This is a genomic window from Kitasatospora sp. NPDC056273 (assembly GCF_042268845.1).
Classification (GTDB): domain Bacteria; phylum Actinomycetota; class Actinomycetes; order Streptomycetales; family Streptomycetaceae; genus Kitasatospora.
Map to the genome: position 1 here is coordinate 43,189 of NZ_JBHJSJ010000005.1, position 23,816 is coordinate 67,004.

Here is a 23,816-nt window from a genome sequence, read left to right on the forward strand (position 1 = left end):
TAGGTGGAACCTGTCCGCCGGGGCATACTTCTGCCTGGAGCGCACCGCAGCGAACCGCCGGAGGCGACTCCAGGCAGAAGTGCGGAACTGCGCAGGACCGAGCGAGTGGGGGCGGGGCATGGCGGCCGGGGGCGGCACGGACACGGACGCGAACGAGTTCAGCCGCCTGCTGGCCGGGCACCGGGTGGCGGCGGGCCTGACCCAGGAGGAGCTCGCCGCGGCGGCCGGGGTCAGCCTGCGCGCCCTCGGGGACATGGAACGCGGCCGCACCCGCGGACCGCAGCGGCGCACCGTACGGGCCCTGGCCGAGGCGCTCGGGCTGGACGGTGCGCAGGCGGACCTGCTGGACCGGGCCGCGCAGTCCGGACGCCCGCGCGGGGCGCGGCCGGTCCCGACGCCCGCCGGTGGCCGGGCCCGGCCCGGCCGGCCGGCCCCGCGCGAAGCCTCCGCCGACTCCACCGCCCGCGCAGCCGGCGCCCGCGACGACGCCCCGCCCGCGATCCCCGCGGAGCTCGGCCAGAGCGCCCTCGCGCTGCCCCGCGACATCGCCGACTTCACCGCCCGCGAGGACGCCCTCGCCCTGCTCGCCCGCCTCGCGGAGGACGAGCGCCCGGCCCACCCGCGCGTGGTGCTGGTCAGCGGTCAGCCCGGCCTCGGCAAGACCTCCTTCGCGCTGCACGCCGCCCACGCCCTGGCCGGGCGCTTCCCGGACGGCCAGCTCTCCCTCGACCTCGGCGGCATGTCCCCGCAGCCGCTGCCCGCCCGGGACGCGCTCGGGCAGGTGCTGCGCGCCCTGGGCGTCGCCGACGCCGCGGTGCCCGCCGGGACGGAGGAGCGGGCCGGCCTCTACCGGGCGCTGGTCCGTGAGCGGCGGCTCGTGCTGGTGCTGGACAACGCCGCCGACGAGAGCCAGGTGCGCCCGCTGCTGCCCGGCTCCGGCCCGGCCGTGACCATCGTGACCAGCCGCAACGTGCTGCCCGGCCTGGAGTCGGTGCACCGGCTGAGCCTGGACGTGCTGGCCCCGGCCGAGGCGGCCGGGCTGCTGGCCCGGATCGCCGGCCGCGAGCGGATCGAGGCGGCGCCCGACGCCACCGCCGAGCTGGCCAGGCTCTGCGGCTACCTGCCGCTCGCGCTGCGGATCGCCGGGCAGCGCCTGGTCGCCCGCCCGCAGCAGCCGGTCGCCCACCTGGTGCGCCAGCTCGCCGCCGAGGAGAACCGGCTGGACCTGCTGGAGACCGGCGACCTGGCCGTCCGCCCGGCCTTCGAGCTGTCCTACCGGCGGCTGCCCGCCGAGTCCCAACTCGTCCTCCGCCGCTGCGCGTTGACCGCCGGCCAGGACTTCACCGCGGAGATCGCCGCGGCCTACGCGGGCCGGTCGGCGGCCCGCACCGAACTGGTGCTGGAACAGCTCGTCGACGCGGGGCTGATGCAGGCGGCCACCCCGGACCGCTACCGCCTGCACGACCTGGTGCGGCTCTACGCCGGCGAGCGGCTGGCCGCCGACGAGACGGGCCAGGAACTGGCCGAGGCCCGCACCCGGGCCGGCCGCTGGATCCTCGGCCGGGCGGCCGAGTACGGCCTGCGGTTCGACCCCGACCACGCCACGGACGCGACCGGCACCGGTGGCACCGCCCCCGCGCACCTCACCGAGGCGGCCGCCTGGCTGGAGTACGAGCACCCGGAGTGGCTGGCCGCCCTGCAGCAGGCCCAGCGGGCCGGCCGCCACCGGGAGGTGGTGGACACCGCCGAGGCGATGCACTGGTTCTCCGACCGGCTGCTGAGCTGGGGCATCTGGGCCGAGGTGTTCCAGCTCTCGGCGGACGCCGCCCGCGCGATCGGGGACGAGCGGGTCGAGGCGGTGCACGTCAACTACCTGGCCTGGACGTACGTCACCTGCCTGCACCGCTACCAGCGCGGCATCGAACTGGCCACCGAGGGGCTGGAGCTGGCCCGCGCGGTGGGCGACCGGGAGCAGCAGGGCTGGGCGCTGACCTACCTGGCCTCGGGCCTGCGCTACCTCCAGCGGCACCGCGAGGCGACCGACGCCTTCCACCGGGCCGCGGACGCCTTCGCCGAGGTGGCCAACCGCTCCGCGATGATCGGCCGGCTGGTCACTCTGCGGGGCGCCGCCAACTGCCTGCGGGAGTCCGGCCGGGCGGAGGAGGCGGTGGAGTCGCGCCGGCGGGCCCTGGCCGGGGCGCTGGAGCTGGTGGAGCGCTGGTCCTCGCCGCTGATCCACCTGCTGGCGGCCATGACCGCGCACGAACTGGGCCTGGACCGCGCGGCACTGAAGCGCTGGCCGGCCGCCGAGAAGGCCTACCGGCAGGCCCTGGTGCACTTCGAGGCGGTGGGCCGCCCGGACAGCATGACCAAGACGCTGACCGAGCTGGGCACCGCGCTGATCGAGCAGGGCCGCGCCGAGGAGGCCCGCGAGCTGCTCACCGAGGCGCTCACCGACCTCAGTGCGGAGGGCCCCAGGGCGGCGGGCGCCCGGCACTGACCGGTTCCCTCCGGGGGCCGTGTCCGGCACTGACCGGGTGCCCCTCCGGAGGCCGCGTCCCGTCACGCCGAGCGCCCGCCCCCGGCCGGACCGGAGCGGGCCGGAGGCGGGAGCGGGCGAGGGAGCGGGCGCGGGCCGTACGGCCGGTGTCAGATCCGGGTGTCCTCCACCACCGGCAGCGTGTCGACCGGGGCCGAGCCGACCGGGGCCGAGGCCGGCGCGAAGGCCGTCCGCGGGGCGACGGTGGGCTGCTTGCCGCAGAAGGCCGGCTCCAGGGTGTTCATCAGGCCCTGCGTCACCGCGCCGTTGTTGGAGGCGTTGGCGAAGACCACCACGCTGCGCCGCCCGTCCGGGGTCGTGAAGGACTGGGTGTTGAAGCCCTGCACGATGCCGCCGTGGCCGTACACGTCCCCGCAGGAGAGCGAGATGCGGCGCAGGCCCAGACCGTAGGCGATCTTCGCGGTGGGCGTGGGCAGGGCGGCGGTCATCTGCTGGAGCGAGGCGTCCGAGACGAGCCCGCCCTTGCCGCCGGCCATCAGCGCGGTGAGGAAGCGGTCGAGGTCCCCGGCGTCGGAGATGACGGCCCCGGCGGCCCACACCCAGGAGCCGGTCTGCGCGGTGGAGTCCAGCAGCGGCTTGGTGCGGTCGTCGTTGGTGAGGTAGCCGGTGACGTGGGTGCCGGTGATGCCCTGGTCGGGCACCACGAAGGAGGTCTTGTGCAGGCCGAGCGGCTGGATGATCCGCTCGTTCAGCACCTCCGGGAAGGTCTGGCCGGTGAGGTGCTCGACGGCCAGGCCCATCAGCACGTAGTCGGTGTTGGAGTAGGAGTAGCGGCTGCCGGGGGTCGACTGCAGGCCGTGCCTGACCGACATCGCGACCAGCGCGCGCGGGTCGTACACGGTGCTGCGGATGCGCGCCTCGAACGCGCTGGTGGTCTCCTCGCCGGCCTGCTCCAGCAGGTCGTTGGTGTGGTCGTAGACGCCGGCCCGGTGCTCCATCACCTGGCGGCCCGTCATGGTCCAGCTCTCCGGCAGGGTGTCCGCGGGCAGGTACTCGCGCAGCGGCCGGTCGAGGTCGATCCGGCCCTCCTGCGCCAGCTGCATCACGAGAACGGCGGCGAACATCTTGCTGTTGCTGCCGACCCGGAACCTCCACGAGGAGTTCATCGGGGTCCCGTCCAGGTCGGCCAGGCCGACGTTCACCGAGCGGGTCCGGTCGACGGCGCCGTGGTCGCTGATCACCGCGAAGGCGCCCGGGGCGCCGGCCGCGGTGGTGGCCTGGAGGGCGGTGCGCACACCGGTGAGGTCGGGGGCGGTCGGGTCGGTGGTGTCCTGGCCGGCGGCCGCGGCGGGCAGGGCACCGGTCGCCACCAGGACGGCGCCGGCGGCGGCCACCGCGAGCGGACGCAGAAGGCTGGTCTTCGCCATGTTCCTCGGTTCTCTCGTGAGCTGACGCGGCGTCGGACCGCGCCGTTCGAAGATCACTATCACCGGACCGGGCGGTTGCTGGCAATGTGAACCGGTTCGCCCGCATTTCGCGTTGTCAGTGGCGGTTTCGGCGCGTCGGGGCGGTGGCACCGTTCGTTTCCCGCTCCGGGGCCAAGGTTTCACCTGCCGTCGTCTGCCCGCGTCACCCCGGGGGCCCCATGCTGTTCGGGCGCTTCCGCGCACTCCGGTGCGCCCGCCGCGCCGGCCCTCCCCTCACCGACCACGGAGCTTCCCCACGCCCCGGCCGGGCCGGCGGGGCCGGGGCGGCGTCCTGCTGCCCGCCGGGCCGTCTCCTAGCCGAGGAATTGTCATGACTTCGTCCACAAAGCCCCTGAACCCCCGCTCCCGCCGCACCGCGACCGCGATCGGCTCCGCCGTCGCCCTGCTCGCCGCCTCCGCCGGCCTCTGGGCGGCCACCGCCCCCACCGCCCAGGCGGCCGCGCTGCCCACGCCCGACCACATCGTCGTCGTGGTGATGGAGAACCACGCCTACACCCAGGTCATCGGCAGCAGCAGCGCCCCGTACCTCAACAACACCCTGAAGGCGGGCGGCGCCAACCTCACCCAGTCCTTCGGCATCACCCACCCGAGCGAGCCGAACTACTACGCGCTGTTCTCCGGCTCCACCCAGGGCACCGTCGACGACAGCTGTGTGACGGTCGGCGGCTTCCAGGCGGCCAACCTGGCCTCCGAGGTCATCGCCGCCGGCAAGACCTGGGGCAGCTACAACGAGTCCCTGCCCAGCCAGGGCAGCACCGTCTGCAGCAGCGGCAGCTACGCCCAGAAGCACAACCCGTGGTTCGGCTTCGGCAACGTCCCGGTCAGCTCGGCGAAGACCTTCGCCCAGTTCCCGACCGACTACAGCACCCTGCCGAACGTCTCCTTCGTGGTGCCGAACCTCTGCAGCGACATGCACGACTGCTCGGTCGGCACCGGCGACACCTGGATCAAGAACAACCTGGGCGCCTACGCCACCTGGGCGCAGACCCACAACAGCCTGCTGGTCGTCACCTTCGACGAGGACAACAAGCTGTCCGGCAACCGCATCCCGACCCTGGTCTACGGCGCCCACGTGACGCCCGGCAGCAGCAGCGCCACCACCTACAACCACTACAACGTGCTGCGCACCCTGGAGGACCTGGCCGGCACCACCGGCCACGCGGGCAACGCGGCCTCCGCCGCCGACATCACCGGCATCTGGAACTGACCCGCGGTGATCAGCCCTTGACCCCGGTTCGGGTTCGCGCCCGCGCCTGATCCCGAGCCCGGGCCGGTGGCCGTTCGGTCGGCGGCCCGGGCTCGGACGCGGCCGTCCGCCGGGCGCCGTACCGCCGGACGCCGGGCACCGCCGCCGTGCCCGCGCAGACCGCCGTCACCAGCCCCGCCGCCGCCAGCAGCGGCACCCGGTCGCCCCAGGCCCCGGCGGCCAGCGGGGCCAGGACGTAGCCGAGCGGGGCGGCGGCCAGCGAGAGCAGCCAGTCGTACGAGGTGACCCGGGCCAGCGTCCCGGGCGGGAAGTCCTGCTGGACCACCGTCTCCCAGAGCGGGTTGAGGAAGCCCAGCCCGGCCATCGCCACCGCCTGCGCGGCCACCGCGACCGGCGCCGGGGCGGGGAGGGCGAGCGCGAGCAGCGGCAGCCCGTACAGCGCGAGGGCGAGGTTGCCGGCCAGCACCGGGCGGCGGGGCCGCAGCCGGGCGGCGACCAGCGAGCCGACCAGCAGGCCCACCGCGCCAGCCTGGGTCAGCGCCACCCAGGCGCCGTCCCCGCCGAGCCGGGTGGCGGCGATCAGCGGGCCGAGGGTGAGCAGCACGGCGCTCGCGCCGTTCCACACCCCGTGGGCGATCAGGCTGGTCCAGTACCAGTCCCGGGAGCGCACCTCGCTCCAGCCCTCGGCGAGGTCCCGGCGCAGCGAGCGCGGGGCGTCGGGCACGGTGTCGTCGGGTGCGGGGTCGTCGGGTGCGGGGTCGCCGGTCGCGCGGTCGACGCGGAGCCGGGCGAGCAGGGCGGCGCTCAGGACGAAGGAGGCGCCGTCCAGGACGAACGCCCAGCCCGGTCCGGCGGTGTACACCAGCAGTCCGGCGAGCGCCGGGCCGCCGAGCCGGGCGGCGCCGGTCGCGGTGCCGAGCAGGGCGTTGGCCCGCAGCCGCAGCTCGCCCCGGACGGTGGCCGCGACCAGCGGCGAGGCGGTGGGCATGGCGAAGGCGGAGGCGATGCCGCCGACGGCCGAGGCGGCCGCGACGTGCGGCAGACGGGGGTGTCCGTCGAGCAGTTCCAGGCCGACGAGCAGCTGGGCGAGGGCCCGGACGAGGTCGGTGCCGAGGGCGACCAGCCGGGGATCGAAGCGGTCCCCGACCACTCCGCCGACCGGTAGGAGGAGCAGCTTCGGCACCATCGCGCAGCCCAGGACCAGGGCGAGCGCGGCGGCCGAGCCGGTGGCGCGGGTGATGGCGATGGCGAGCGCGGCCGGGACGACGGCGTCGCCGAGCGTGGAGACCGTCCGGCCGATGAAGAGCAGGCGGAAGCCGCTCAGGCTCAAGGGGTGTGCTGTCACGCGCCGCACTGTATTTCGGTGTCGAAATTTCGGCAACGAATATTTTGACGCCGTCGTTTCTGTGGCGGTTTGTAGACTCCTTCCCATGGCCGAGCACCCTTCCGAACAGCACACTCCGCCCCGCGGCCGGACGGGGCCCCACGACCGGACGGAGCCCCGCGACTGGACGGACGGTCACGTCGACCGCTGGCAACCGGTGCTGCCCGACCTCGACCCGGTCATCGAGGCCTCCGTCACCCGGATGTGGCGGCTCACCCGCCACCTCGGCCGGGTCCGCGAACAGGGCGTCGCCGACTACGGCCTGCACAAGCACGAGTTCGACACCCTGCACGTGCTCGCCGGCCGCGGCGGCCACGCCGCCCCCTCCGACCTGCGGGCCGACCTCAACCTCGCCCCGGCCTCGGTCACCGGCCGGCTGGAGACCCTGGAGCGGCGCGGCTTCGTCCTGCGCACGCCGTCCACGGAGGACCGCCGGAAGGTCGACATCGTCCTGACCGAGGCCGGGCGCGCCGCCTGGCGCAAGGCCCTGGACGTGGTGGGCCGGGAGGAGCAGCGGCTGCTGGGGGTGCTGTCCGAGGAGGAGCGGCGCACACTGGCGGACCTGCTGCGGAAGGTGATGCTCGCTCAGGAGACCACGCCGGAAGGCTAGACGTCCGCCACCGCTCCCGTACCGGGGTCGACCCGTGGCGCCCGCCCCTGGTATCGATGGGGGCGGGCGATTCGAACGAGTGCCGGTGCCGGACGGTGTGGGGGCGCGGCCCCGGGACGGGCGGGGCTACCCCGTACCGGCGATCACGCCCTGGCAGGACGGCCTGCCGCAGTTCGCGCTGACCGACTACGGGTGCAGCGCCGAGTGCGCACTGGAGCGCACGTGCTCGGTGTGCGGGCGGTTCATGGAGCGCGGGCCGGTGTGGCGGGTGGTCGGCGCCGCCGAGAGCGCGGCGATCGCCGGGGCGCTCGCGGCCGGGCAGCCGTACCGCAACCTCGCGCCCACCATGGAGGGCCCGGCCACCGGGCCTGCATGCTGTACGCCGCCATGGTCTGCCCGTACCTGGCCCGCCCCAACGCCCGGCGGCGGGCGGGTTCGGCGGGCTCGGCGGGCTCGGGGGATCCGGCCGACGAGCTGACCTCGGCCGCCGTCCGGGGTGCGGTGCGCGGCGGCACGGGCGCGGTGGTCGGGTTCGGCGACTACGAGTACGCCGTCACCGGGGCTCAGGTGCTGTTCCGCTTCCTCGACGTGGTCGGGTTCCTGCCGCACGAGTCGGCGGACGAGCACCTGGCCGAGCTGCGCGCCGAGTTGGCGAAGCCCTCGTAGCGTTGGTGGCCCTCCCGGCTTTCGTGGCGCTCGTGGCGCTCGTGGCCCTCGCGGCCCGGTGGCCCGGTCGGCGGGAGGTGCCGGCCGGGCCGGGGCGTGGGCCGGAGGGTCAGAGCGCCCGGCTCTGCGCCCAGTTGTACAGGCGGTGGGCGCTGTCCCCGAGGCGGGTGGCGTACAGCGTGTTGGCCGTGCCGCCCGCGAGCTCCTCGGAGGTGGTGGTGACGCCGACGAGGGTGCCGGTCCCGGTGGCCGGGTCGAAGCGGGCGAAGTGGGGGCCGCCGCTGGCCCCGTGGGACATGTCGCAGGACTCGCCCCACAGGACCGGGGCCTGGGGGCCGGGGCGGGCCGGTCCGGCGCAGTGGATCATGCGCGAGCCGGAGTACGTGGCGGCGGGGTTGTTCAGCCGGTCCTTGGGATAGCCGAAGGTGTGGACGAACTCGCCCTCGGTGGGCGGGGTGAAGGCGATCCGCTGGGCACCGGTGACGTCGGCGATCCGCCGCCCCTCGGCCGAGGGGTTCGCCACCAGGACCCCGGTGTCGTAGCCGGCCACGGCGACGTCGTTCGAGGTCGTCCCGCCACGATCGGCGTCCCAGCGGGAGGAGGTGGCCATGGTCCTGATGCTGAAGCCGCCGAGCGGCTTGGTCCCGTTGCGGTAGCCGGGCACGAAGTAGAGGTTGTGGTTCCAGGTGTCGGCGGTCGCGGGGGCCCCGACGCCCCGCAGGCAGTGCGCCGCCGTGAGGAGGGTGCTGCGGTTGGCGCTGTTGACGACGGTCGCGGTGCAACTGCCGTCGTAGCCGTCGGAGAAGGTGAAGAAGAGCCGGCCGACGCTCCGGTCCACCGCTCCGCCGTGGGTCCACACGGCCCCGGGGTCCGGGGTGTCCGCGGGCAGCGGCCGCGGGTCGTCCGGAGTGTTGTCGTCCTCGGGCAGGGGCGTGATCTCGGGGACCAGGGCGCCCGCCAGCTTCATCCGGTCGGGCGTCCAGTAGGCGTCGATCCGGCCGCGCTCCTGCGCGGTCGTGGCGCCGGCGTGCGTCGTGACGGTCTCCCGCTCCGCGGCGAGGGCCGTGTTCGGCAGCAGCACCGCCGCCGTGGTCGCACTCAGCAGGAGGGCGCCCACGGCGGCGAGCCTGCGGGGCATGGCGCGGTCGGTGGTCGGTGTTCCGGGTGTCTTCGGCATGCACGGCACCGTAGGCACGGGATGTCAGGCTCCCGTGTGGATCGGGTCTCGGCCGGCCGTCGAAACGATCAGGTTCCGGTAACGGCGTCCCGGTTCTGTACCGGTGGCCGCCGCGCCGCCTGAGCCGGCATCAGGGCCGGTAGGAGGGAAGGTCCTTGACGGTGGACACCTGGGTCGGCGCGGCCGAGCCGTCGGCGGGCAGGGTGCTGATGCCGTCCGGGGTGCGGACCGCGATGGTCCTGCCGTCGGGGGATCAGGCCAGGTCGCGGACGACGGTGCCGAAGTCGACGTCGACCTCGACGAGGAGCTTCGCGGGGCGGGGTCAGCGGCGGATGCGGGCCGTGTCACAGCCGTGGAACAGGACGGGCGCGCGCCGTGGCCCGCGCGGGGTGCCGGTTCAGAGGCCGAGGTCGGTGAGGCCCGGGTGGTCGTCGGGGCGGCGGCCGAGCGGCCAGTGGAACAGCCGCTCCGCGGCGGTGATCGGCAGGTCGTTGATCGAGGCGTGCCGCTCGGCCATCAGGCCGTTCCGGTCGAACTCCCAGTTCTCGTTGCCGTAGGAGCGGTACCAGTGGCCGTCGCCGTCGTGCCATTCGTAGGCGAAGCGGACCGCGATGCGGTCCCCGCCGTACGCCCAGAGCTCCTTGATCAGGCGGTAGTCCAGCTCGCGCTGCCACTTGCGGGTGAGGAAGTCGGCGATCCGGTCGCGGCCGGTGAGGAACTCGGAGCGGTTGCGCCAGCGGCTGTCCGGTGTGTAGGCGAGGGCGACCCGCCGGGGGTCGCGGGTGTTCCAGGCGTCCTCGGCGGCCCGGACCTTCCGGTGGGCGGTCTCCTCGGTGAACGGGGGCAGGGGCGGGCGCTGCTCGGTGCCGGTCTCGGGCATGGATGCTCCTCGGAATGGGCGTTCCGTCGGTGAGAACGATCGTTCTCGCTGTTGTGGCTACAGTAGGAGAACCATCGTTCTCACGCAAAGGGCACGGCAGATGGAGCAGGAAGACCCGCGGACCCGGATCCTCGACGCGGCCGAGGAGCTGTTCTACGGGCAGGGCGTCCAGTCGGTCGGCATGGACGCCGTCCGGGCCGCCTCCGGCGTGACCATGCGCCGCCTGTACCAGCACTTCCCGTCCAAGGGCGAGCTCGTCGAGGCCTACCTGCTGCGCCGCGACGGCCGCTGGCGGGCGAACCTCGCCGTGTACGTCTCGCGTACCGGAGGCTCCCCGAGGGAGCAGCTGCTCGCGGTCTTCGACTGGCTCGGCCGGTGGTTCGCCGAACCCGGCTTCCGGGGCTGCGCCTTCGTCAACTCGCTCGGCGAACTCGGTGCCGTCAGCCCCGCGGTGGTGGCCGCCGCCCGGCACCACAAGGAGGAGTTCGGCGGCTACCTCGCGGGTCTGGTCGAGGCCGCCGGAGCCCCGCCCGCCACCGCCGTCCACCTGGCCCTGCTGGCCGAGGGGGCGATCACCAGCGCGGCCGTCCACGGGGATCCGACGGCCGCCGCCGACGCCAGGGAGGCCGCCCGGCTGCTGCTGGACGCGGCACCGGCCCGGTAGCCGGCGGCCCCGGCGCGGATGCCGACCGTCCGGCCCGCGGCCGTCACCAGGGCTGTGGAGCAGGTGAGTTGTGGCACCGGGTGGTACCGGGTGGTGCTGGTGGGGCGTCGTCGGATGCGAGCGTTCCGGGCCGAACCGCACCGGGCGCGTGCTTTTCGCTCGAACGCGCGTTTATCGCCCATTGATCGACACCGCCTAGCCTCGGGTGCATGGACGAGAGAACGGCCGAGCGGCCGGGGGCGTTGCCCGAGGGGCGGATGACGGAGCAGGACACCGAGCGGTTCCGGCAGCTGCTGGCGCGGCTGGAGGACTCGCTGGCGGTGGACCGGAAGACGGCGCGGCGCGATGCCTGAGTGCGCCGAGCCGGGCCCGGTGGCGGTGCTGCCGGTGGCGGTCCCGCCGGTCGAGGTCCTGCCGCTCTGGCGGCGGGGCGAGGCCGGGCAGGACCGGAACGCGGACCGGCCCGGGGTGCTGCGGGGGCACCCCGGGCCGGTGGCGGCCGGTCGGTCCGGTCGGTCCGCTCAGGACGGTCAGGCCGGCCGGTCCGGTCAGGACGGGAGGGCCGGCGCGGAGCCGGCGGGCTGACCGGTCAGCTGCAGCCGCAGTCGCAGCAGCAGCCGTCGCAGCAGTCGCACCCGTCGCAGCAGTCCCCGTCACAGCAGTTGCAGCAGTCGCCGCAGCCGGGGTCGCCGCAGTCGCAGCAGTCGTGGCGCTGGCAGAAGCCCTCGCGGCGCTCGCGGCTGAACGGGTCCTCGTGGTCGCAGCAGAGCAGCTGGCAGGTGCAGGCCATCAAGGCCCACATCGCGCACCCGGCGAGCAGGTTGCGGGGGTTCGGCGGCTTCTGGCCGGGCGGGGTGAAGCCCGGGCCCTGCGGCACCCACGGCGGGATCGGCGCCTGGCCCGGCGGCGTCTGCGGCGGCGCCTGGTGCGGGTGCTCGCCCGTGGTGGTGCCCGCAGTGGCGCCCGCGGTGTCCGGGCGGCGGCAGCTCGCCGTGTGCCGGGCGCGCCCGAAGACCCGCTCCACCGCGCGGTCGGTCTCGTGTCCGAGCAGGACGTGCACGAGGGTGCGGTCGGTCAGGTCGACCTCGCGCAGCGCGAGCCGGATGCCGTGGACGGCGTCACGGCAGAGCCGTTCGGCCTCGGCGCGGTCGGTGCCAGTGGCGGTCAGCGGGTTCCAGGCGCCCGAGGCCGCGTCGGCGGCCTGGTCCTCGGCGGCGTCGAGGAGGTGGGCGAGCCGGCCGAACAGCCGCCCGGCCTCGGCGAGCGGGGCGGCGTTGCCGGGGCGCCCGGCGATCACGGCGGTGTGCGCGAAGGCGGCCGAGGTGGCGGTCTCGGTGGGCTCGGTGACCAGCAGGACGGAGCCGCCGGGGCGCAGCGAGCGCTCCAACTCGCCCTGCCGGGAGGCGGCGTCGAGCAGTACGGCGGTGTCGAAGCCGACGGCCGAGGCGCTGCCCGCGCTCTGCCGGTCCCAGCGCCGGGTGACGGCCCGGGCTCCGGCGGCGACCGGGCGGCGGGCGAAGACGCCGTCGCGGTCCTCGACGTGGTCGCGGATCTTGACCGAGGCGAGCGCCAGCGAGACGGCGGCGGCGAGCCGGGCGCCCTCGCCCTTGGCGACGGAGGCGGTGCGCATGCCGCGCAGCGGGCACGGTCCGGCGGTGCGGCGCCAGGAGGAGTCCTCCCGGGCGGCCTGGGCCTCGACCAGGACGGAGATGATCAGACCGTCGTAATTAGTCGCCGTCCGGGCGAGCTGTCCGTGGTCGTCCCGCAGCGCGAGGCAGAGCCCGCACAGGTGGGCCATCCAGGAGGTCTGCAGGCGCTCGGACAATCGATGCCTACACGGTCTGATGATGCCGAACACGCTGGTCCCCCTCGCCTTACGGGCCGCCGACCGGCCACGATTCGCCGCACATCATATGATCAGCGCCCCTCCTGGCAGCCGAGGTCCCGTCAAGCCGCCGCCCGACGGCCGGGCGCGCACCCCGCCCGGCGTCCGCGTGCGCACCACGCCCCGCCCCGGCGTCCGCGCGCACCTCGCCCCGCCCCGGCGTCCGCGCGCACCTCGCCCCGGCTCGGGGCGCCGCGTGCGCCGGGGCGGGGCTGCCGCCCGAAGGCTTCCGACGATCCGGGCCCCGGGTCCGACCCCGGTGAGTGGATCTCATATCCGGGATAGCATCGCGAATATGGGAATCGACGCGGCCGCCGACGAGCGGCTGGCACAACGACTCGCCGAGCTGAGGCTGGAACGCGGGTGGACCTTGGAGGAGTTGGCACGGCTGGCGGACGTCAGCCGGTCGACGCTGTCCCGGGTGGAGCGGGCGGAGGTCAGTCCGACGGCCGCGCTGCTCGGGCGGCTCTGCGCCGTGTACGGGCGGACCATGTCCCGGCTGCTCGCCGAGGTGGAGTCCGGTCCGGCCCGGCTGGTGCGGGCCGGGGAGCAGCAGGTGTGGCGGGACGGGACGACCGGGTTCGTCCGCCGGTCGGTCTCGCCGCCGCACGGCTCGCTGCGCGCGGAGATCATCGAGGGCCGGCTGCCGGCCGGCGCGGACATCGCCTACGACCGCGCCTGCACGCCCGGCCGGGAGCACCACCTCTGGCTGCTGGAGGGGCACCTGGAGCTGACCGTGGACGGTGAGCCGCAGCCGCTCGGCCCCGGCGACTGCCTGCGCTACGTCGGCAGCACCAGCCGCTTCCGCAGCCTCGGCCCGGGCGAGGCCCGGTACGCGCTGGTGGTGGTCGAGCCGTGAGCGCCGCCACCGGGCCGATAGCGAAGGAGCCCGAGGAGAGCCCCGGGAACGGCGGGGCGCCCCAGGAACCCGGGAAGCCCGGGGGACCCAAGGAGCGCTTCGACGCCGCCGGGCGCCGGGTCCTGCTGGTCTGCGTCGCGGGCGGCTTCACCACGCTGCTCGACCAGTCCGTCCTCAACACCTCCATCCCCGCCCTGCGCGAGACCCTGCACGCCGGGCCCGCCGATCTCCAGTGGATCGTGGCCGGCTACTCGCTCGCCTTCGGCCTCGCGCTGATCCCCGGCGGGCGGCTGGGCGACGTCAAGGGCCGCAAGTGGTTCTTCGTCACCGGCCTCGCCCTGTTCACCCTGGTCAGCCTGGTCTCCGCGACCGCCACCGAGCCCGGGGTGCTGATCGCCGCCCGGCTGCTCCAGGGCGTGGGCGCCGGCCTGGTCAACTCCCAGATGATCGGCACCCTCCAGGACGTCTTCGACGGCCAGCTGCGGGCCCGCGCCCTCGGCATGTACGCCGTCACCGGCGGCCTCGCCTTCACGCTCGGCCCGCCGATCGGCGGCGCGGTGCTGGCCCTGGCCGGCCCCGAGCACGGCTGGCGGCTGACCTTCCTGCTCAACGTCCCCTTCGGCCTGGCCACCGTCGCCCTGGCGGCCCGCCACCTGCCGAAGCCCCGCCCCAGCGCCCGGAACGCCGACCTCGACGTCCTCGGCCTGCTGCTGGTCGGGGCGCTCACCCTGGCCCTGATGCTGCCCTTCGTCCGGCCGCCCGGCTGGACCGGCTGGCTCGCCTTCGCCGCCGCCGCCCTGCTGCTGCTCGGCGCGCTCGCCTGGTGGCAGCGGCGCTACGCCCGGTCCGGCGGCCACCCGCTGATCCACCCGGCCCTCACCCGCTCCGCGCCGTACGCGCTCGGGACGGCCACCGCGATGGCCCAGTTCGGCTCCTCGCTCGCCGCCTCGCTGGTCCTGACCATGTTCCTCCAGGACGGCCTCGGCCTCTCCCCGATGGGCGCCGCGCTGGTCGCGCTGCCCTCCGCCGTGGCCATGGGCGTGGCCTCCGCGCTCGCCTGGCGGGTCGTCCAGCGCTACGGCCGACGCACCGTCACCGTCGGGATGGTCGGCTCCGCGCTCGCCATGCTGCTCAGCGGACTGCTCGCGCACTGGGCGCCCGCCGCCGTGCTGCCCTGGCTGCTGGCCCTGCTGCAACTGCTCGGCGGCGCCTCGGTGGGCCTGATGGGCTCCACCAACCAGGCCTACGTGCTGCGCCACGCGCCCGCCGAGGCGGCCGGGGTGAGCGGGGCGATCCTGCAGATGGCCCAGCGGATCGCGGCGGCCGTCGCGGTCTCGGCCCTGTCCGGGGTCTACCTGCGGGAGACCGTCGGCGGCGGCGGGCACCGCTCCGCCTACCTGACGGCGAGCGTGGTGTGCGCCGCGGTGGCCGGACTCGCCGTCCTGGCCTCGGTGTTCGCCGGCCGCGCCACGGCCCGCGAGCAGCGCGACGGCGGACCGGTCGCGATGAGCCGAGGGCGAACACCGGTCAGTTAGGAGGTGGTCGGCGCGTACCGTGGCGCGCATGACCGACGTACGGACCCGGACCGTGGACCTGCCCGAGGTGACGCTCGCCTACCGCGAGAGCGGACGGCCCGGCGGCCCGCCGCTGGTGCTGCTGCACGCCCTCGGCGAGCGGGCCGCCGACTGGGACACCGTCCTGCCGGAGCTCGCCCCCGGCCACCACGTGTACGCGCTCGACCTGCGCGGCCACGGCGACAGCGCCCGCACCGCCGCCTACGCGCTGGAGGCGATGCGGGACGACGTGCTGGCCTTCCTCGACGCCCTCGGGCTCGCCCGCGTCGACCTGGTCGGCCACTCGATGGGCGGCGCCGTCGCCTACCTGCTCGCCCAGGCCGCGCCGGAGCGGATCGACCGGCTGGTCCTGGAGGAGATCCCCGCGCTGTACCCGCGCCCGGCGAGCGCGCCGCCCGAGGACCCGGACCCGGACGTGCACTTCGACTGGGCGGCGGTCCGGGCGGTCAAGGCCCAGCTCGACGACCCGGACCCGGCCTGGCGGGAGGGGCTGGCCGGGATCACCGCCCGCACCCTGGCCGTCGCCGGCGGCCCGGCCAGCCACGTCCCGCAGGAGCGGATCGCCGAACTCGCCCGGCTGATCCCGGACTGCCGCCTGGTCACCGTCGAGGCCGGGCACCTGGTGCACGGTGCCCGGCCCGCCGGGTTCGTCGCCGCGGTGGCGCCGTTCCTGGCCCGCTGAGCCGCCGGGCCGCTGCCGTCGAGTGAGGCGGACGCCGGGCGGGGCAGGCGGCGGATCGGTCAGACGCCGTGCTCGACGGGCAGCCGCCCGTTGCGCACCGCCGTCAGCAGGTCGGCGTGGTCGGCCTCGGTGCGGTCGGCGTAGGCCACCGCGAAGGCGGCGACGGCCTCGTCCAGCGCCTCGCTCTTGCCGCAGTACCCGGCCAGCAGGCCCGGGTCGGCGGTGTGCGAGTGCGCCCGGGCCAGCAGGGCGCCGGTGATCCGGGCGTAGTCGTCCAACTGGCCCGGCAGCAGCGCCGCCGGGTCGACGCTGCCCTTGCGGTTGCGGAACTGCCGTACCTGGTAGGGGAGTCCGTCGACCGTGGTCCAGCCCAGCAGGGTGTCGCTGACCACCTGCATGTGCTTCTGGCCGAGCACCACCCGGCGGCCCTCGTGCCCGTCCGCCGCGGGCCGCGGCCCGGCCGGCAGGTACGGCAGCAGCGCGGACGGGCGGGCCTCCTTCACCTGCAGCACCAGCGGCTGGTCCCGGTGGTCGGTGAGCAGCACCACGTACGAGCGGGTGCCGACGCTGCCGGTGCCCACCACCCGGAACGCCACGTCCTGCACCCGGTAGCGGGACAGCAGGGTGCGGACCTCGGCCGGAACCGTCTCGACGTACGGGCCGAGCGCGTGCGCGACGGCGCGGGCGGTCGCGTCGGTCACCTCGGTGAGCACCGGGGGAGCGGCCGTGAACCGCCAACCGCCGTCCGCGGTACGGGCGGTGCTGCGGGCGGCGAACCGGGCGCTGGTGTTGCCGAGCGCTTTCGCGCCGACCTTGCGCAGCACCTCGGCGAGGTCGTGCGCCTCGGCGAAGGAGACCAGCTGCTCGTCCGCGATCGCGTTCCAGGCGTCCAGCCCGGGCAGCTTGGCGAGCGTGCGCACCGTCCGGCGGTAGGAGCCCGCCACGTGCTGGGCGGCCTCGCGCGCGGTGGTCTCGCTCGCCCCGGCCTCCCGGGCGGCCAGCACCAGGCTGGCGGCGAGCCGCTTGAGGTCCCACTCCCAGGGGCCGGGGACGGTCTCGTCGAAGTCGTTGATGTCCAGCACGATCTGGCCGCGCGCGTCGCCGTACAGGCCGAAGTTCGCGGCGTGCGCGTCCCCGCAGAGCTGCGCGCCCACCCCGGTCACCGGGGTGCCCGCGAGGTCGGCGGCCATCAGCCCGGCCGAGCCGCGCAGGAACGCGAACGGGCCGGCGGCCATCCGGCCGACCCGGATCGGCACCAGCCGGGCTATTCGGCCGGCGTTGGAGGCCTCCAGCGCGGTCACGGCCGTCGGCCGGTCGGGTGCGGGCGCGAACTCCGCGTGCCGCTCCCGGGGCACCCGGGTCCGCAGCTCCTTGCCGCGCTCCCGCGCCCGCCCGTCCTGCGCCGGGGCGAACCCGGCCACCGCGAACCCGCGCCGGGTCCGCTCGTCCCGCCCCGCCGCCGACCCCGACCCGGCCGCCTCGGCCCCACCCACGTGCGCCACTGTCCCCGCCCGTCCCTTCCGGTCCTCGCCCCGCCCACGACCTGCGCGGACGTTTCATCGGGGGGAGTGACGTACGGGGTGGCGCGGTGGTTCCGGGAGGGGAGGGTCCGCTTGCGGGTCGCGGGGGTGGTGCGGGGGCGGCGGGGCGTGCGTGGGGCGCGGGGCCGGGGCGGAGCCCGTGGGGTGCGGGGTAGCGTGGGGCGGGTGAACGATCTTGGGGGGAGCGGTTCCCGGGCGCTTCGGCGCACGCGCCTGGCGGCCGCGTCGGCGGCGGTGCTGACCGTGGCGGCCGGGCTGGGTGTGCGGGCCGTGTTCGGCGGGGACTTCGCCAAGTGCGCCGGGGACGCGCTCTACACCGTCCTCCTGTACGCCCTGCTCGTGCTGGCCGCGCCGAGGCTGCGCCCCGGCCGGGCCGCCGCCGTGGCCGCCGCGCTCAGCTGGGCCGTGGAGCTGTTCCAGCTGACCGGACTGCCGGACGCCTGGGGGCGGCACAGCACCCTGGCCCGGCTGGTGCTGGGCTCGACCTTCAACCCGCCGGACCTGCTCTGGTACCTGGTCGGCGCGGGCTGCGCCGGGGTGCTCCACCGGGTGCTGCGGACCTCCCGGGTCGCGGCACCCGGCGGAGCCGTCTGAACGCGGCCGCCCGGGCCGGGCGAGCGGCCTGACGGATCGTCAGAGCGGGAGCAGGTCCGGCCGCTTGGGCTCGACGTGGTCGCCCGAGGACTCGCCGCGCAGGCGCCGGCCGACCCAGGGCAGCAGGTACTCGCGGGCCCACTGGATGTTCTCCCGCCGCTGGTCGGCGGGGGTGAGCGCCTGGGCGTCCGGCCACGGGGCCTCCGGGTCCTGCGCGGTGCGCAGGCCCAGCGAGCGGGCGGCCAGCAGGGCGACCCGCTGGTGCCCCTCGGGGGACAGGTGCAGGCGGTCCTCGCTCCACGCGCGGCGGTCCTGCACCGCGCGCAGCGACCACAGGTCGGCCACCTTGCAGCCGTTGCGGTCGGCGACGGCGCGCATGTGCCCGTTGTAGGTGGCGATCTTGCCGCGCAGGTGCTTCAGCAGCGGCACGTCCTTGGTGTCGAAGCCGGTGCAGATCAGCACCGTCCCGGCGCTTTCGGTGAGTTGGACGACGGCGGCCTCGAAGCGCTCGGCCACCTCGTCCGGGTCGGCGCCCGGCCGGAGGATGTCGTTGCCGCCCGCGCAGAAGGTGACCAGGTCGGGCTGGAGGCGCTGGACCTGCGGCACCTGTTCGGCGGTGATCTGGTCCAGCAGCCGGCCGCGCACCGCGAGGTTGGCGTAGCGGAAGGCGCCCGGCGGGCGCCCGTCGGCGAGGATCCCGGCGAGGCGGTCGGCCCAGCCGGCGAACCTGCCGTCGACGCCGGGGTCGTTCAGACCCTCGGTGAAGCTGTCGCCGATGGCGGCATACGAATCGAGGTCAAGGGTCTCCTGGAGATTCGGCATGAAAGAGATAGTTCACCCAATCAAGTGACCTACGCCACCGTAGGTGACTCCGGCGGCACGTGAGATGGACCACGTGCCCTCGTGGGCCCCTCCCGCCCGCAGAGAGCCGGCCCCCGGAAAGCACAAGATCCGCGCTCCCTTCCGCTTTCCGGCCGGCCCGGCGGATGCTCGAAGGGAGCGGCCGGTCCGGCCGCCGTCCTCCCGGGGGAAGGCACCCATGACCACCGACCCGCGCCCCGACCCGTCCGAGAACTGGTCCATCGACGACCGGTGCACCAACTGCGACGTCGCCCGGCAGCTCGCGCCCGACCTGGTCCGCGAGCACGCGGGTCGCTCGGTGCTGGTCCGCCAGCCGCGCGACGCGGCCGAGCGCCGGCAGCTGCTCGCCGCCGCCCACGCCTGCCCGACCCGTTCCATCCGCCCGGGCACCGGGCCGCTGGACCGGGCCGGGGACCCGTTCCCGCTGGCCCTCGCCGACGACCTGCTGCTGCTCGGCCACAACTCCCGGCAGACCGCGGGTGCCAACTCCTACCTCTGCCGCCGTCCCAGCGGCTGGGTGATGGTCGACACGCCGCGCTACAGCGAGGCCCTGGCCGCCCGGTACGCCGCGCTCGGCCCGGTCACCGACGTCCTGCTCACGCACCGCGACCACGCCGTGCACGGACGGGCGTACGCCGACCGGTTCGGCGCCCGGCTCTGGATCCACGAGGGCGATCTGGCGGCCGCCCCCGACGCCGACCGGGTGCTGCGCGGCACCGCGCCGACGGAGGTCTCGCCCGGCCTGGTCGCCCACCCGTTCCCCGGCCACACCCGGGGCAGCGTGCTCTTCGTCGCGGACGAGCGGTACTGCTTCAGCGGAGACAGCCTGTACTGGTCCCGCACCACCGGGGACATCGAGGTGGCGGAGTCGGTCACCTGGTACTCGATCGAGGAGCTCGCCGCCTCGCTGCGGCGCGGCCTCGGCGTGCTGCGCTTCGAGTGGCTGCTGCCCGGCCACGGCGACCGGCGCCGGATGCCCGCCGAGGAGGCGGACCGCCGGCTGCGGTCGCTGGCCGAGCGGTGCCGGGAGCTGCGGCCGAGGCCCGTGGACTTCGGCGCGGTCCGCTGGTAGCCGGCGGCCCGCCGGTACGGGACGGCCTGCCGCTGGCCGGTAGCCGGTGGCGCGGTCCGCCGGCCGACGCCGGAGGGTCGGTGCGCCGGTGCCTGCGCCGGGTGCGCGGGGGCGTGCGACCGCTGGGAGCGCCCACCCGGGTGTGCGAACGGTTCCGTCGGGGCAGCCGCCTTGGGAACGAAGGTGTTCGGCCCCGTGAACCCCGAACTCCGTGCGACGAACTCCCCGCGATCCAAGGATGGTTGAGCCATGCTCACGCAGACCCCGGAGCGCCACGCCCGGCCTCGGCGCTACCTGATGTGCCGGCCGACGCACTTCACCGTGGACTACGCGATCAACCCGTGGATGGACCCCGCCCAGCCCACCGACACCGCGCTCGCCCTGCGCCAGTGGGAGCGGCTCTACTGGACGTACCGCCGGCTCGGCCACACCGTCGAGCTGATCGACCCGGTGCCCGGCCTGCCCGACATGGTGTACGCCGCCAACGGCGCCACCGTCCTGGACGGCCGCGCCCTCGTCGCCACCTTCCGCTACCCGGAGCGGGCCGCCGAGTCGGAGGCCTACCTGGCCTGGTTCCGCGAGCGCGGCTACCGCGAGGTGCGCCGGGCCGGGCACGTCAACGAGGGCGAGGGCGACCATCTGGTGGTGGGCCGCCGGGTGCTCGCCGGGACGGGCTTCCGCACCTCGCGCGCCGCGCACGCCGAGGCCGGTGAGCTGTTCGGCGTCCCGGTGGTCAGCCTGACCCTGGTCGACCCGCGCTTCTACCACCTGGACACCGCACTGGCGGTGCTCGCCGACGACCACGTCATGTACTACCCGGAGGCCTTCGACGCCGACAGCCGTTCGGTGCTGCGCGCGCTCTACCCGGACGCGATCCTCGCCGACCGGGCCGACGCCGAGGTGTTCGGGCTCAACGCGGTCTCGGACGGCCGCCGGGTGCTGCTGCCGGAGGCCGCCAAGAACCTGGCCGGCCGGCTGACCGAGCACGGCTACCAGCCCGTCCCGGTGGACGTCTCGGAGCTGCTGAAGGGCGGCGGCGGGGCGAAGTGCTGCACCCTGGAGCTCAGGCCGGAGTGACGGTGTCGCCCCCGGCGCCGCCCCGGATTCCGTCCGGCTCCGGCGCCGCGGTGACCAGCAGCACCTCCAGGGTGCGCGGCCCGTGCACCCCCTCCACTCGGTCCAGCTCGATGTCGCTGGTGGCGGACGGCCCCGAGATCCAGGTCTGCGGCCGTACCGGATCGAGCCGGGGCAGCGCGAGCGGCACCGAGGCGACGACCTGCTCCGGGGCCCGCACCACGCAGACGTGGTGGTCGGGGACGAGCGAGAGCAGCCGTCGCCCCTGGCCCGGTCCGGCGTCCAGCACGATCGTCCCGGTCTCGGCGACGGCCAGCGCGCAGCCGGTCACCACGCTGTCCACGGCGTCGAGCCGGGCGGCGGTCAGCGTCCCGTCGTCCGGGAGGAGTTCGACCCCCTCGGCCTCGGCCGCGGTGAGCCAGTCGGTCGGCAGCCCGGCCGGCACCACGACCGTCCGGCTGCCCCGCTCCGCCAGCAACCCGGCGATCCGCCGCGGCAGTTCGTCCTCGTGGCAGCGGTGCACCAGGGCCCGGTAGTCGGCCAGGTTGTGGTGCAGCAGGTCGAGCACCGCCGCCGGGTCGTCCGTCGGAACGTGCGCCGTCAGGTAGTCGCGGGGCAGCGGCTGTTCGGCCACCCCGGCGGCGTCGCCGAGGGCGGCCCGGATCCGGCCGAGCATCAACTCCCGGGAGTTCGACGGACGTTCGGGCCGGTCGGGCCGGTCGGATGCGGTCATGTGCGGTTCCTCCGCCACCAGTCGCGGAACGGTTCGGCCGGCACCTCCGGCAGGTCCCGGGTGTCGGTCCAGGCCCGCCCCGGCCCGGGCAGCCGGCGCGGGTGCAGCGACCGGGTGCGCCCGGCCAGCCGCTCGGCGGCGGCGAGCGCCGCCGGGTGGTCCAGCACGAACCCGGCGGCGGCCATCGCGGCCCGCTCCAGCGGGTGCCCGCCCTGCTCGGCGACCCGCTCGCGCAGGTGCACCAGCACCTCGGGGATGTCGATCGCGACCGGGCAGACCTCGTAGCAGGCCCCGCAGAGCGAGGAGGCGTACGGCAGCGAGGCGTCCACCGGGCTCGCGGTGCCGCGCAGTTGGGGCGTCAGGATGGCGCCGATCGGCCCCGGGTAGACCGAGCCGTAGGCGTGCCCGCCGGCCCGCTCGTACACCGGGCAGACGTTGAGGCAGGCCGAGCAGCGGATGCAGCGCAGCGCCTGGCGGCCGACCTGGTCGGCCAGCGCGGTGGTACGGCCGTTGTCCAGCAGCACCAGGTGGAACTCGGACGGGCCGTCGCCCTCCGTCGTCCCGGTCCAGAGCGAGGTGTACGGGTTCATCCGCTCGGCGGTGGAGGAGCGGGGGAGCAGCTGGAGGAAGACCTCCAGGTCCCGCCAGGTCGGCACGACCTTCTCGATCCCGACCACCGAGATCAGCGTGCGCGGCAGGGTGAGGCACATCCGGCCGTTGCCCTCGGACTCGACCACCACCAGGGTGCCGGTCTCGGCGACCATGAAGTTGGCGCCGCAGACGGCGACTTCGGCGCGCAGGAACTTCTCCCGCAGGTGCAGCCGGGCGGCCTCGGCGAGTTCGGCGGGCGAGTCGGTGAGGCCCCTGGGCGCGGGGCGGCCCCAGGAGGCCATCCGCTCGGCGAAGACCTGCCGGATCTCCGCCCGGTTGCGGTGGATCGCCGGCACCAGGATGTGCGAGGGCCGGTCGTCGCCCAACTGCACGATCAGCTCGGCGAGATCGGTCTCGTAGGCGGTGATCCCCTCGGCCGCCAGCGCCTCGTTGAGCTCGATCTCCTGGGTGGCCATCGACTTGACCTTGACGACCTCGGTCCGCCCGGTGGCCTTGACCAGTCCGGCGACGATCCGGTTGGCCTCCTCGGCGTCGGCGGCCCAGTGCACGGTGCCGCCGGCCGCCGTGACGGACTCCTCCAACTGCACCAGGTAGCGGTCGAGGTGGCGCAGCGTGTGGTCCTTGATCGCCTTCCCGGCGGCGCGCAGCCGGTCCCAGTCGGCGAGTTCGGCGACCGCCCGGGCCCGCTTGTCGCGGATGGTGCGGGTGGCGTGCCGCAGGTTGGCGCGCAGCCGCTCGTCCCGTACGGCCTTGGCGGCGGCCTGCGGGAAGGCGGGCATGCCGAGGAACGTACCGCTCACACGGGCCTCCAGGGGTGCTCCTCGGTACTGGCCAGGATCTCCGCCAGGTGCAGCGGCCGCAGCGGCGCGCCCCGGCGGCGCAGGGTGCCGCCGAGGTGCAGCAGGCAGGAGTTGTCGGCGCCGCAGAGCACGCGGGCGCCGGTGCCGAGCGCGTTGGCGATCTTGTCCTCGGCCATGGCCGCCGAGACCGCCGCGTTCTTGACCGCGAAGGTGCCGCCGAAGCCGCAGCACTCCTCGGCCCCGGGCAGCTCGACCAGCTCCAGGCCCTCGACGGCGCCCAGCAGCCGGCGCGGGCGCCCGCCGAGGCCGAGCAGGCGCAGGCCGTGGCAGGAGGGGTGGTAGGTGACGGTGTGCGGGAAGTACGCGCCGACGTCCTCGACACCGAGCACGTCGGTCAGGAACTCGGTCAGCTCGACCACCCGGGGCACCAGGTCGGTGGCCAGGTCGGCGAGTTCGGTGCCCCGGCCCTCGGCGGCGGCCCTGGCGCCGATCCGGGGGTAGTTGTCCCGGACCATCGCCACGCAGGAGCCCGAGGGCGTCACCACGTGGTCGTACCCGGCGAAGGCCTTCGCGGTCCGCCGGACCAGCGGCTCGCAGCCCCTGCGGTAGCCGGTGTTGTACTGCGGCTGCCCGCAGCAGGTCTGCCCGGCGGGGAAGTCCACCGTCACGCCCAGCCGTTCCAGCAGCCGGACGGTGGCCACCGCCGTGGCGGGGAACAGCGCGTCGTTGACGCAGGTGGCGAACAGCGCGACCCGCATCCGGGCTCCCTTCTGCCGAATCGGACCCCCGCCGGACGCCCGAACCGCCGGACGGTCGAACCGACGGACGGTCGAACTGCCGGACGCCGGAAGCCGAACGGCACCGGACCGCTCGTGATCGTACCGAGCGGACCGGTGCCGCGGTGGGACTTCGGCCGTGCGACCTCGGCCGGGGACGTCAGCCCCCGGGACTCAC

General features: G+C 75.4%; 24 protein-coding genes. 13 read left to right on the forward strand and 11 right to left on the reverse strand.

Annotated elements, in window-relative coordinates:
• Positions 1 to 118 precede the first annotated feature (118 nt).
• Complete coding sequence (locus tag ACFCY1_RS06110; RefSeq protein ID WP_375873712.1) at positions 119 to 2,500, forward strand: tetratricopeptide repeat protein; 2,382 nt, start codon at positions 119 to 121, stop codon at positions 2,498 to 2,500.
• A gap of 149 nt (positions 2,501 to 2,649) precedes the next feature.
• Here ACFCY1_RS06110 and ACFCY1_RS06115 read toward each other — a convergent pair whose 3' ends face one another.
• Positions 2,650 to 3,927 carry a serine hydrolase gene (locus ACFCY1_RS06115; protein WP_074004938.1) on the reverse strand — a complete coding sequence of 426 codons (1,278 nt, stop codon included), beginning with the start codon at positions 3,925 to 3,927 and terminating at the stop codon, positions 2,650 to 2,652.
• Positions 3,928 to 4,297: 370 nt separating this feature from the next.
• Here ACFCY1_RS06115 and ACFCY1_RS06120 point away from each other — a divergent pair, with 370 nt between their 5' ends.
• Positions 4,298 to 5,194, forward strand: a complete 897-nt coding sequence (locus ACFCY1_RS06120) for an alkaline phosphatase family protein (RefSeq protein ID WP_074004937.1) — start codon at positions 4,298 to 4,300, stop codon at positions 5,192 to 5,194.
• A gap of 10 nt (positions 5,195 to 5,204) precedes the next feature.
• On the opposite strand, the gene ACFCY1_RS06125 is transcribed toward ACFCY1_RS06120, so the two are convergent.
• Entirely contained in the window at positions 5,205 to 6,539 is a 1,335-nt protein-coding gene (locus tag ACFCY1_RS06125; protein ID WP_375873713.1) for an MFS transporter, read from the reverse strand.
• Positions 6,540 to 6,624: 85 nt separating this feature from the next.
• Between ACFCY1_RS06125 and ACFCY1_RS06130 the strand changes: the two genes are divergently transcribed.
• Positions 6,625 to 7,188, forward strand: a complete 564-nt coding sequence (locus tag ACFCY1_RS06130; RefSeq protein WP_079272614.1) for a MarR family winged helix-turn-helix transcriptional regulator — start codon at positions 6,625 to 6,627, stop codon at positions 7,186 to 7,188.
• Positions 7,189 to 7,374: 186 nt separating this feature from the next.
• Here ACFCY1_RS06130 and ACFCY1_RS06135 read toward each other — a convergent pair whose 3' ends face one another.
• The gene (locus ACFCY1_RS06135; RefSeq protein WP_375873714.1) at positions 7,375 to 7,551 is read right to left on the reverse strand and encodes a hypothetical protein; all 177 of its coding nucleotides are present in this window, start codon (positions 7,549 to 7,551) and stop codon (positions 7,375 to 7,377) included.
• Between the two features lie 9 nt (positions 7,552 to 7,560).
• On the opposite strand from ACFCY1_RS06135, the gene ACFCY1_RS06140 reads away from it, so the two are divergent.
• Positions 7,561 to 7,854: a hypothetical protein gene (locus tag ACFCY1_RS06140; protein WP_375873715.1), complete on the forward strand. Its 294-nt coding sequence runs from the start codon at positions 7,561 to 7,563 to the stop codon at positions 7,852 to 7,854.
• 109 nt (positions 7,855 to 7,963) lie between these two features.
• Here ACFCY1_RS06140 and ACFCY1_RS06145 read toward each other — a convergent pair whose 3' ends face one another.
• Together ACFCY1_RS06145 and ACFCY1_RS06150 are read right to left on the reverse strand one after the other, a co-directional pair.
• Positions 7,964 to 9,031 (reverse strand): trypsin-like serine peptidase, encoded by a 1,068-nt coding sequence (locus ACFCY1_RS06145; RefSeq protein ID WP_375873716.1) that lies wholly within the window; start codon positions 9,029 to 9,031, stop codon positions 7,964 to 7,966.
• A gap of 397 nt (positions 9,032 to 9,428) precedes the next feature.
• The gene (locus ACFCY1_RS06150; RefSeq protein WP_049657712.1) at positions 9,429 to 9,911 is read right to left on the reverse strand and encodes a nuclear transport factor 2 family protein; all 483 of its coding nucleotides are present in this window, start codon (positions 9,909 to 9,911) and stop codon (positions 9,429 to 9,431) included.
• Positions 9,912 to 10,011: 100 nt separating this feature from the next.
• Here ACFCY1_RS06150 and ACFCY1_RS06155 point away from each other — a divergent pair, with 100 nt between their 5' ends.
• The 3 genes from ACFCY1_RS06155 to ACFCY1_RS06165 all read left to right on the forward strand — a co-directional run bounded on the left by ACFCY1_RS06155 (position 10,012) and on the right by ACFCY1_RS06165 (position 11,160).
• Positions 10,012 to 10,575, forward strand: coding sequence for a TetR/AcrR family transcriptional regulator (locus ACFCY1_RS06155; RefSeq protein WP_375873717.1), 564 nt, complete (start codon positions 10,012 to 10,014; stop codon positions 10,573 to 10,575).
• Between the two features lie 209 nt (positions 10,576 to 10,784).
• Positions 10,785 to 10,928, forward strand: a complete 144-nt coding sequence (locus ACFCY1_RS06160; protein WP_158077759.1) for a hypothetical protein — start codon at positions 10,785 to 10,787, stop codon at positions 10,926 to 10,928.
• A complete protein-coding gene (locus tag ACFCY1_RS06165) occupies positions 10,921 to 11,160 on the forward strand; it encodes a hypothetical protein (RefSeq protein WP_074004933.1) in 240 nt (79 codons plus the stop codon). Before ACFCY1_RS06160 ends, ACFCY1_RS06165 begins: the two co-directional genes overlap by 8 nt.
• 4 nt (positions 11,161 to 11,164) lie before the next feature.
• Here the strand turns inward: ACFCY1_RS06165 and ACFCY1_RS06170 are convergent, their stop codons facing one another.
• Positions 11,165 to 12,433 (reverse strand): DUF5685 family protein, encoded by a 1,269-nt coding sequence (locus ACFCY1_RS06170; RefSeq protein ID WP_375873718.1) that lies wholly within the window; start codon positions 12,431 to 12,433, stop codon positions 11,165 to 11,167.
• A gap of 322 nt (positions 12,434 to 12,755) precedes the next feature.
• Between ACFCY1_RS06170 and ACFCY1_RS06175 the strand changes: the two genes are divergently transcribed.
• The 3 genes from ACFCY1_RS06175 to ACFCY1_RS06185 are packed head-to-tail and all read left to right on the forward strand — an operon-like array spanning position 12,756 to position 15,575.
• Positions 12,756 to 13,319 (forward strand): helix-turn-helix domain-containing protein, encoded by a 564-nt coding sequence (locus ACFCY1_RS06175; protein ID WP_375873719.1) that lies wholly within the window; start codon positions 12,756 to 12,758, stop codon positions 13,317 to 13,319.
• A complete protein-coding gene (locus ACFCY1_RS06180) occupies positions 13,316 to 14,854 on the forward strand; it encodes an MFS transporter (RefSeq protein ID WP_375873720.1) in 1,539 nt (512 codons plus the stop codon). The genes ACFCY1_RS06175 and ACFCY1_RS06180 overlap by 4 nt, the downstream gene beginning before the upstream one ends.
• Positions 14,855 to 14,882: 28 nt before the next feature.
• On the forward strand, positions 14,883 to 15,575 hold the full coding sequence (locus ACFCY1_RS06185; RefSeq protein WP_375873721.1) for an alpha/beta fold hydrolase: 693 nt from the start codon (positions 14,883 to 14,885) through the stop codon (positions 15,573 to 15,575).
• Between the two features lie 59 nt (positions 15,576 to 15,634).
• Here ACFCY1_RS06185 and ACFCY1_RS06190 read toward each other — a convergent pair whose 3' ends face one another.
• Entirely contained in the window at positions 15,635 to 17,068 is a 1,434-nt protein-coding gene (locus ACFCY1_RS06190) for a DUF2252 domain-containing protein (protein WP_198959471.1), read from the reverse strand.
• A 213-nt stretch (positions 17,069 to 17,281) separates the two neighbouring features.
• Between ACFCY1_RS06190 and ACFCY1_RS06195 the strand changes: the two genes are divergently transcribed.
• Positions 17,282 to 17,710 carry a DUF2809 domain-containing protein gene (locus tag ACFCY1_RS06195; RefSeq protein WP_049652467.1) on the forward strand — a complete coding sequence of 143 codons (429 nt, stop codon included), beginning with the start codon at positions 17,282 to 17,284 and terminating at the stop codon, positions 17,708 to 17,710.
• A 39-nt stretch (positions 17,711 to 17,749) separates the two neighbouring features.
• On the opposite strand, the gene ACFCY1_RS06200 is transcribed toward ACFCY1_RS06195, so the two are convergent.
• Positions 17,750 to 18,532 carry an SGNH/GDSL hydrolase family protein gene (locus ACFCY1_RS06200; RefSeq protein WP_074004931.1) on the reverse strand — a complete coding sequence of 261 codons (783 nt, stop codon included), beginning with the start codon at positions 18,530 to 18,532 and terminating at the stop codon, positions 17,750 to 17,752.
• 217 nt (positions 18,533 to 18,749) lie between these two features.
• Here ACFCY1_RS06200 and ACFCY1_RS06205 point away from each other — a divergent pair, with 217 nt between their 5' ends.
• Together ACFCY1_RS06205 and ddaH are read left to right on the forward strand one after the other, a co-directional pair.
• Positions 18,750 to 19,643 carry a 4Fe-4S domain-containing protein gene (locus ACFCY1_RS06205; RefSeq protein ID WP_375873722.1) on the forward strand — a complete coding sequence of 298 codons (894 nt, stop codon included), beginning with the start codon at positions 18,750 to 18,752 and terminating at the stop codon, positions 19,641 to 19,643.
• Between the two features lie 249 nt (positions 19,644 to 19,892).
• A complete protein-coding gene (ddaH, locus tag ACFCY1_RS06210) occupies positions 19,893 to 20,720 on the forward strand; it encodes a dimethylargininase (protein ID WP_049652461.1) in 828 nt (275 codons plus the stop codon).
• Here ddaH and ACFCY1_RS06215 read toward each other — a convergent pair.
• The 3 genes from ACFCY1_RS06215 to ACFCY1_RS06225 are packed head-to-tail and all read right to left on the reverse strand — an operon-like array spanning position 20,707 to position 23,620.
• The gene (locus ACFCY1_RS06215) at positions 20,707 to 21,450 is read right to left on the reverse strand and encodes a lactate utilization protein C (RefSeq protein ID WP_375873723.1); all 744 of its coding nucleotides are present in this window, start codon (positions 21,448 to 21,450) and stop codon (positions 20,707 to 20,709) included. The genes ddaH and ACFCY1_RS06215 overlap by 14 nt on opposite strands.
• Positions 21,447 to 22,862: a lactate utilization protein B gene (locus tag ACFCY1_RS06220; protein WP_375873724.1), complete on the reverse strand. Its 1,416-nt coding sequence runs from the start codon at positions 22,860 to 22,862 to the stop codon at positions 21,447 to 21,449. The genes ACFCY1_RS06215 and ACFCY1_RS06220 overlap by 4 nt, the downstream gene beginning before the upstream one ends.
• Entirely contained in the window at positions 22,859 to 23,620 is a 762-nt protein-coding gene (locus ACFCY1_RS06225; RefSeq protein ID WP_375873725.1) for a (Fe-S)-binding protein, read from the reverse strand. Before ACFCY1_RS06225 ends, ACFCY1_RS06220 begins: the two co-directional genes overlap by 4 nt.
• Between the last annotated feature and the right edge of the window lie 196 nt (positions 23,621 to 23,816).

What these genes read in the sequence shown, in the direction of transcription:
- ACFCY1_RS06110 (WP_375873712.1), top strand. Translation starts at nt 119, where the DNA reads ATGGCGGCCGGGGGCGGCACGGACACGGACGCGAACGAGTTCAGCCGC.
- ACFCY1_RS06115 (WP_074004938.1), bottom strand. Translation starts at nt 3,927, where the DNA reads ATGGCGAAGACCAGCCTTCTGCGTCCGCTCGCGGTGGCCGCCGCCGGC.
- ACFCY1_RS06120 (WP_074004937.1), top strand. Translation starts at nt 4,298, where the DNA reads ATGACTTCGTCCACAAAGCCCCTGAACCCCCGCTCCCGCCGCACCGCG.
- ACFCY1_RS06130 (WP_079272614.1), top strand. Translation starts at nt 6,625, where the DNA reads ATGGCCGAGCACCCTTCCGAACAGCACACTCCGCCCCGCGGCCGGACG.
- ACFCY1_RS06140 (WP_375873715.1), top strand. Translation starts at nt 7,561, where the DNA reads ATGCTGTACGCCGCCATGGTCTGCCCGTACCTGGCCCGCCCCAACGCC.
- ACFCY1_RS06145 (WP_375873716.1), bottom strand. Translation starts at nt 9,031, where the DNA reads ATGCCGAAGACACCCGGAACACCGACCACCGACCGCGCCATGCCCCGC.
- ACFCY1_RS06150 (WP_049657712.1), bottom strand. Translation starts at nt 9,911, where the DNA reads ATGCCCGAGACCGGCACCGAGCAGCGCCCGCCCCTGCCCCCGTTCACC.
- ACFCY1_RS06155 (WP_375873717.1), top strand. Translation starts at nt 10,012, where the DNA reads ATGGAGCAGGAAGACCCGCGGACCCGGATCCTCGACGCGGCCGAGGAG.
- ACFCY1_RS06160 (WP_158077759.1), top strand. Translation starts at nt 10,785, where the DNA reads ATGGACGAGAGAACGGCCGAGCGGCCGGGGGCGTTGCCCGAGGGGCGG.
- ACFCY1_RS06165 (WP_074004933.1), top strand. Translation starts at nt 10,921, where the DNA reads ATGCCTGAGTGCGCCGAGCCGGGCCCGGTGGCGGTGCTGCCGGTGGCG.
- ACFCY1_RS06175 (WP_375873719.1), top strand. Translation starts at nt 12,756, where the DNA reads ATGGGAATCGACGCGGCCGCCGACGAGCGGCTGGCACAACGACTCGCC.
- ACFCY1_RS06185 (WP_375873721.1), top strand. Translation starts at nt 14,883, where the DNA reads ATGACCGACGTACGGACCCGGACCGTGGACCTGCCCGAGGTGACGCTC.
- ACFCY1_RS06200 (WP_074004931.1), bottom strand. Translation starts at nt 18,532, where the DNA reads ATGCCGAATCTCCAGGAGACCCTTGACCTCGATTCGTATGCCGCCATC.
- ACFCY1_RS06205 (WP_375873722.1), top strand. Translation starts at nt 18,750, where the DNA reads ATGACCACCGACCCGCGCCCCGACCCGTCCGAGAACTGGTCCATCGAC.
- ddaH (WP_049652461.1), top strand. Translation starts at nt 19,893, where the DNA reads ATGCTCACGCAGACCCCGGAGCGCCACGCCCGGCCTCGGCGCTACCTG.
- ACFCY1_RS06215 (WP_375873723.1), bottom strand. Translation starts at nt 21,450, where the DNA reads ATGACCGCATCCGACCGGCCCGACCGGCCCGAACGTCCGTCGAACTCC.
- ACFCY1_RS06225 (WP_375873725.1), bottom strand. Translation starts at nt 23,620, where the DNA reads ATGCGGGTCGCGCTGTTCGCCACCTGCGTCAACGACGCGCTGTTCCCC.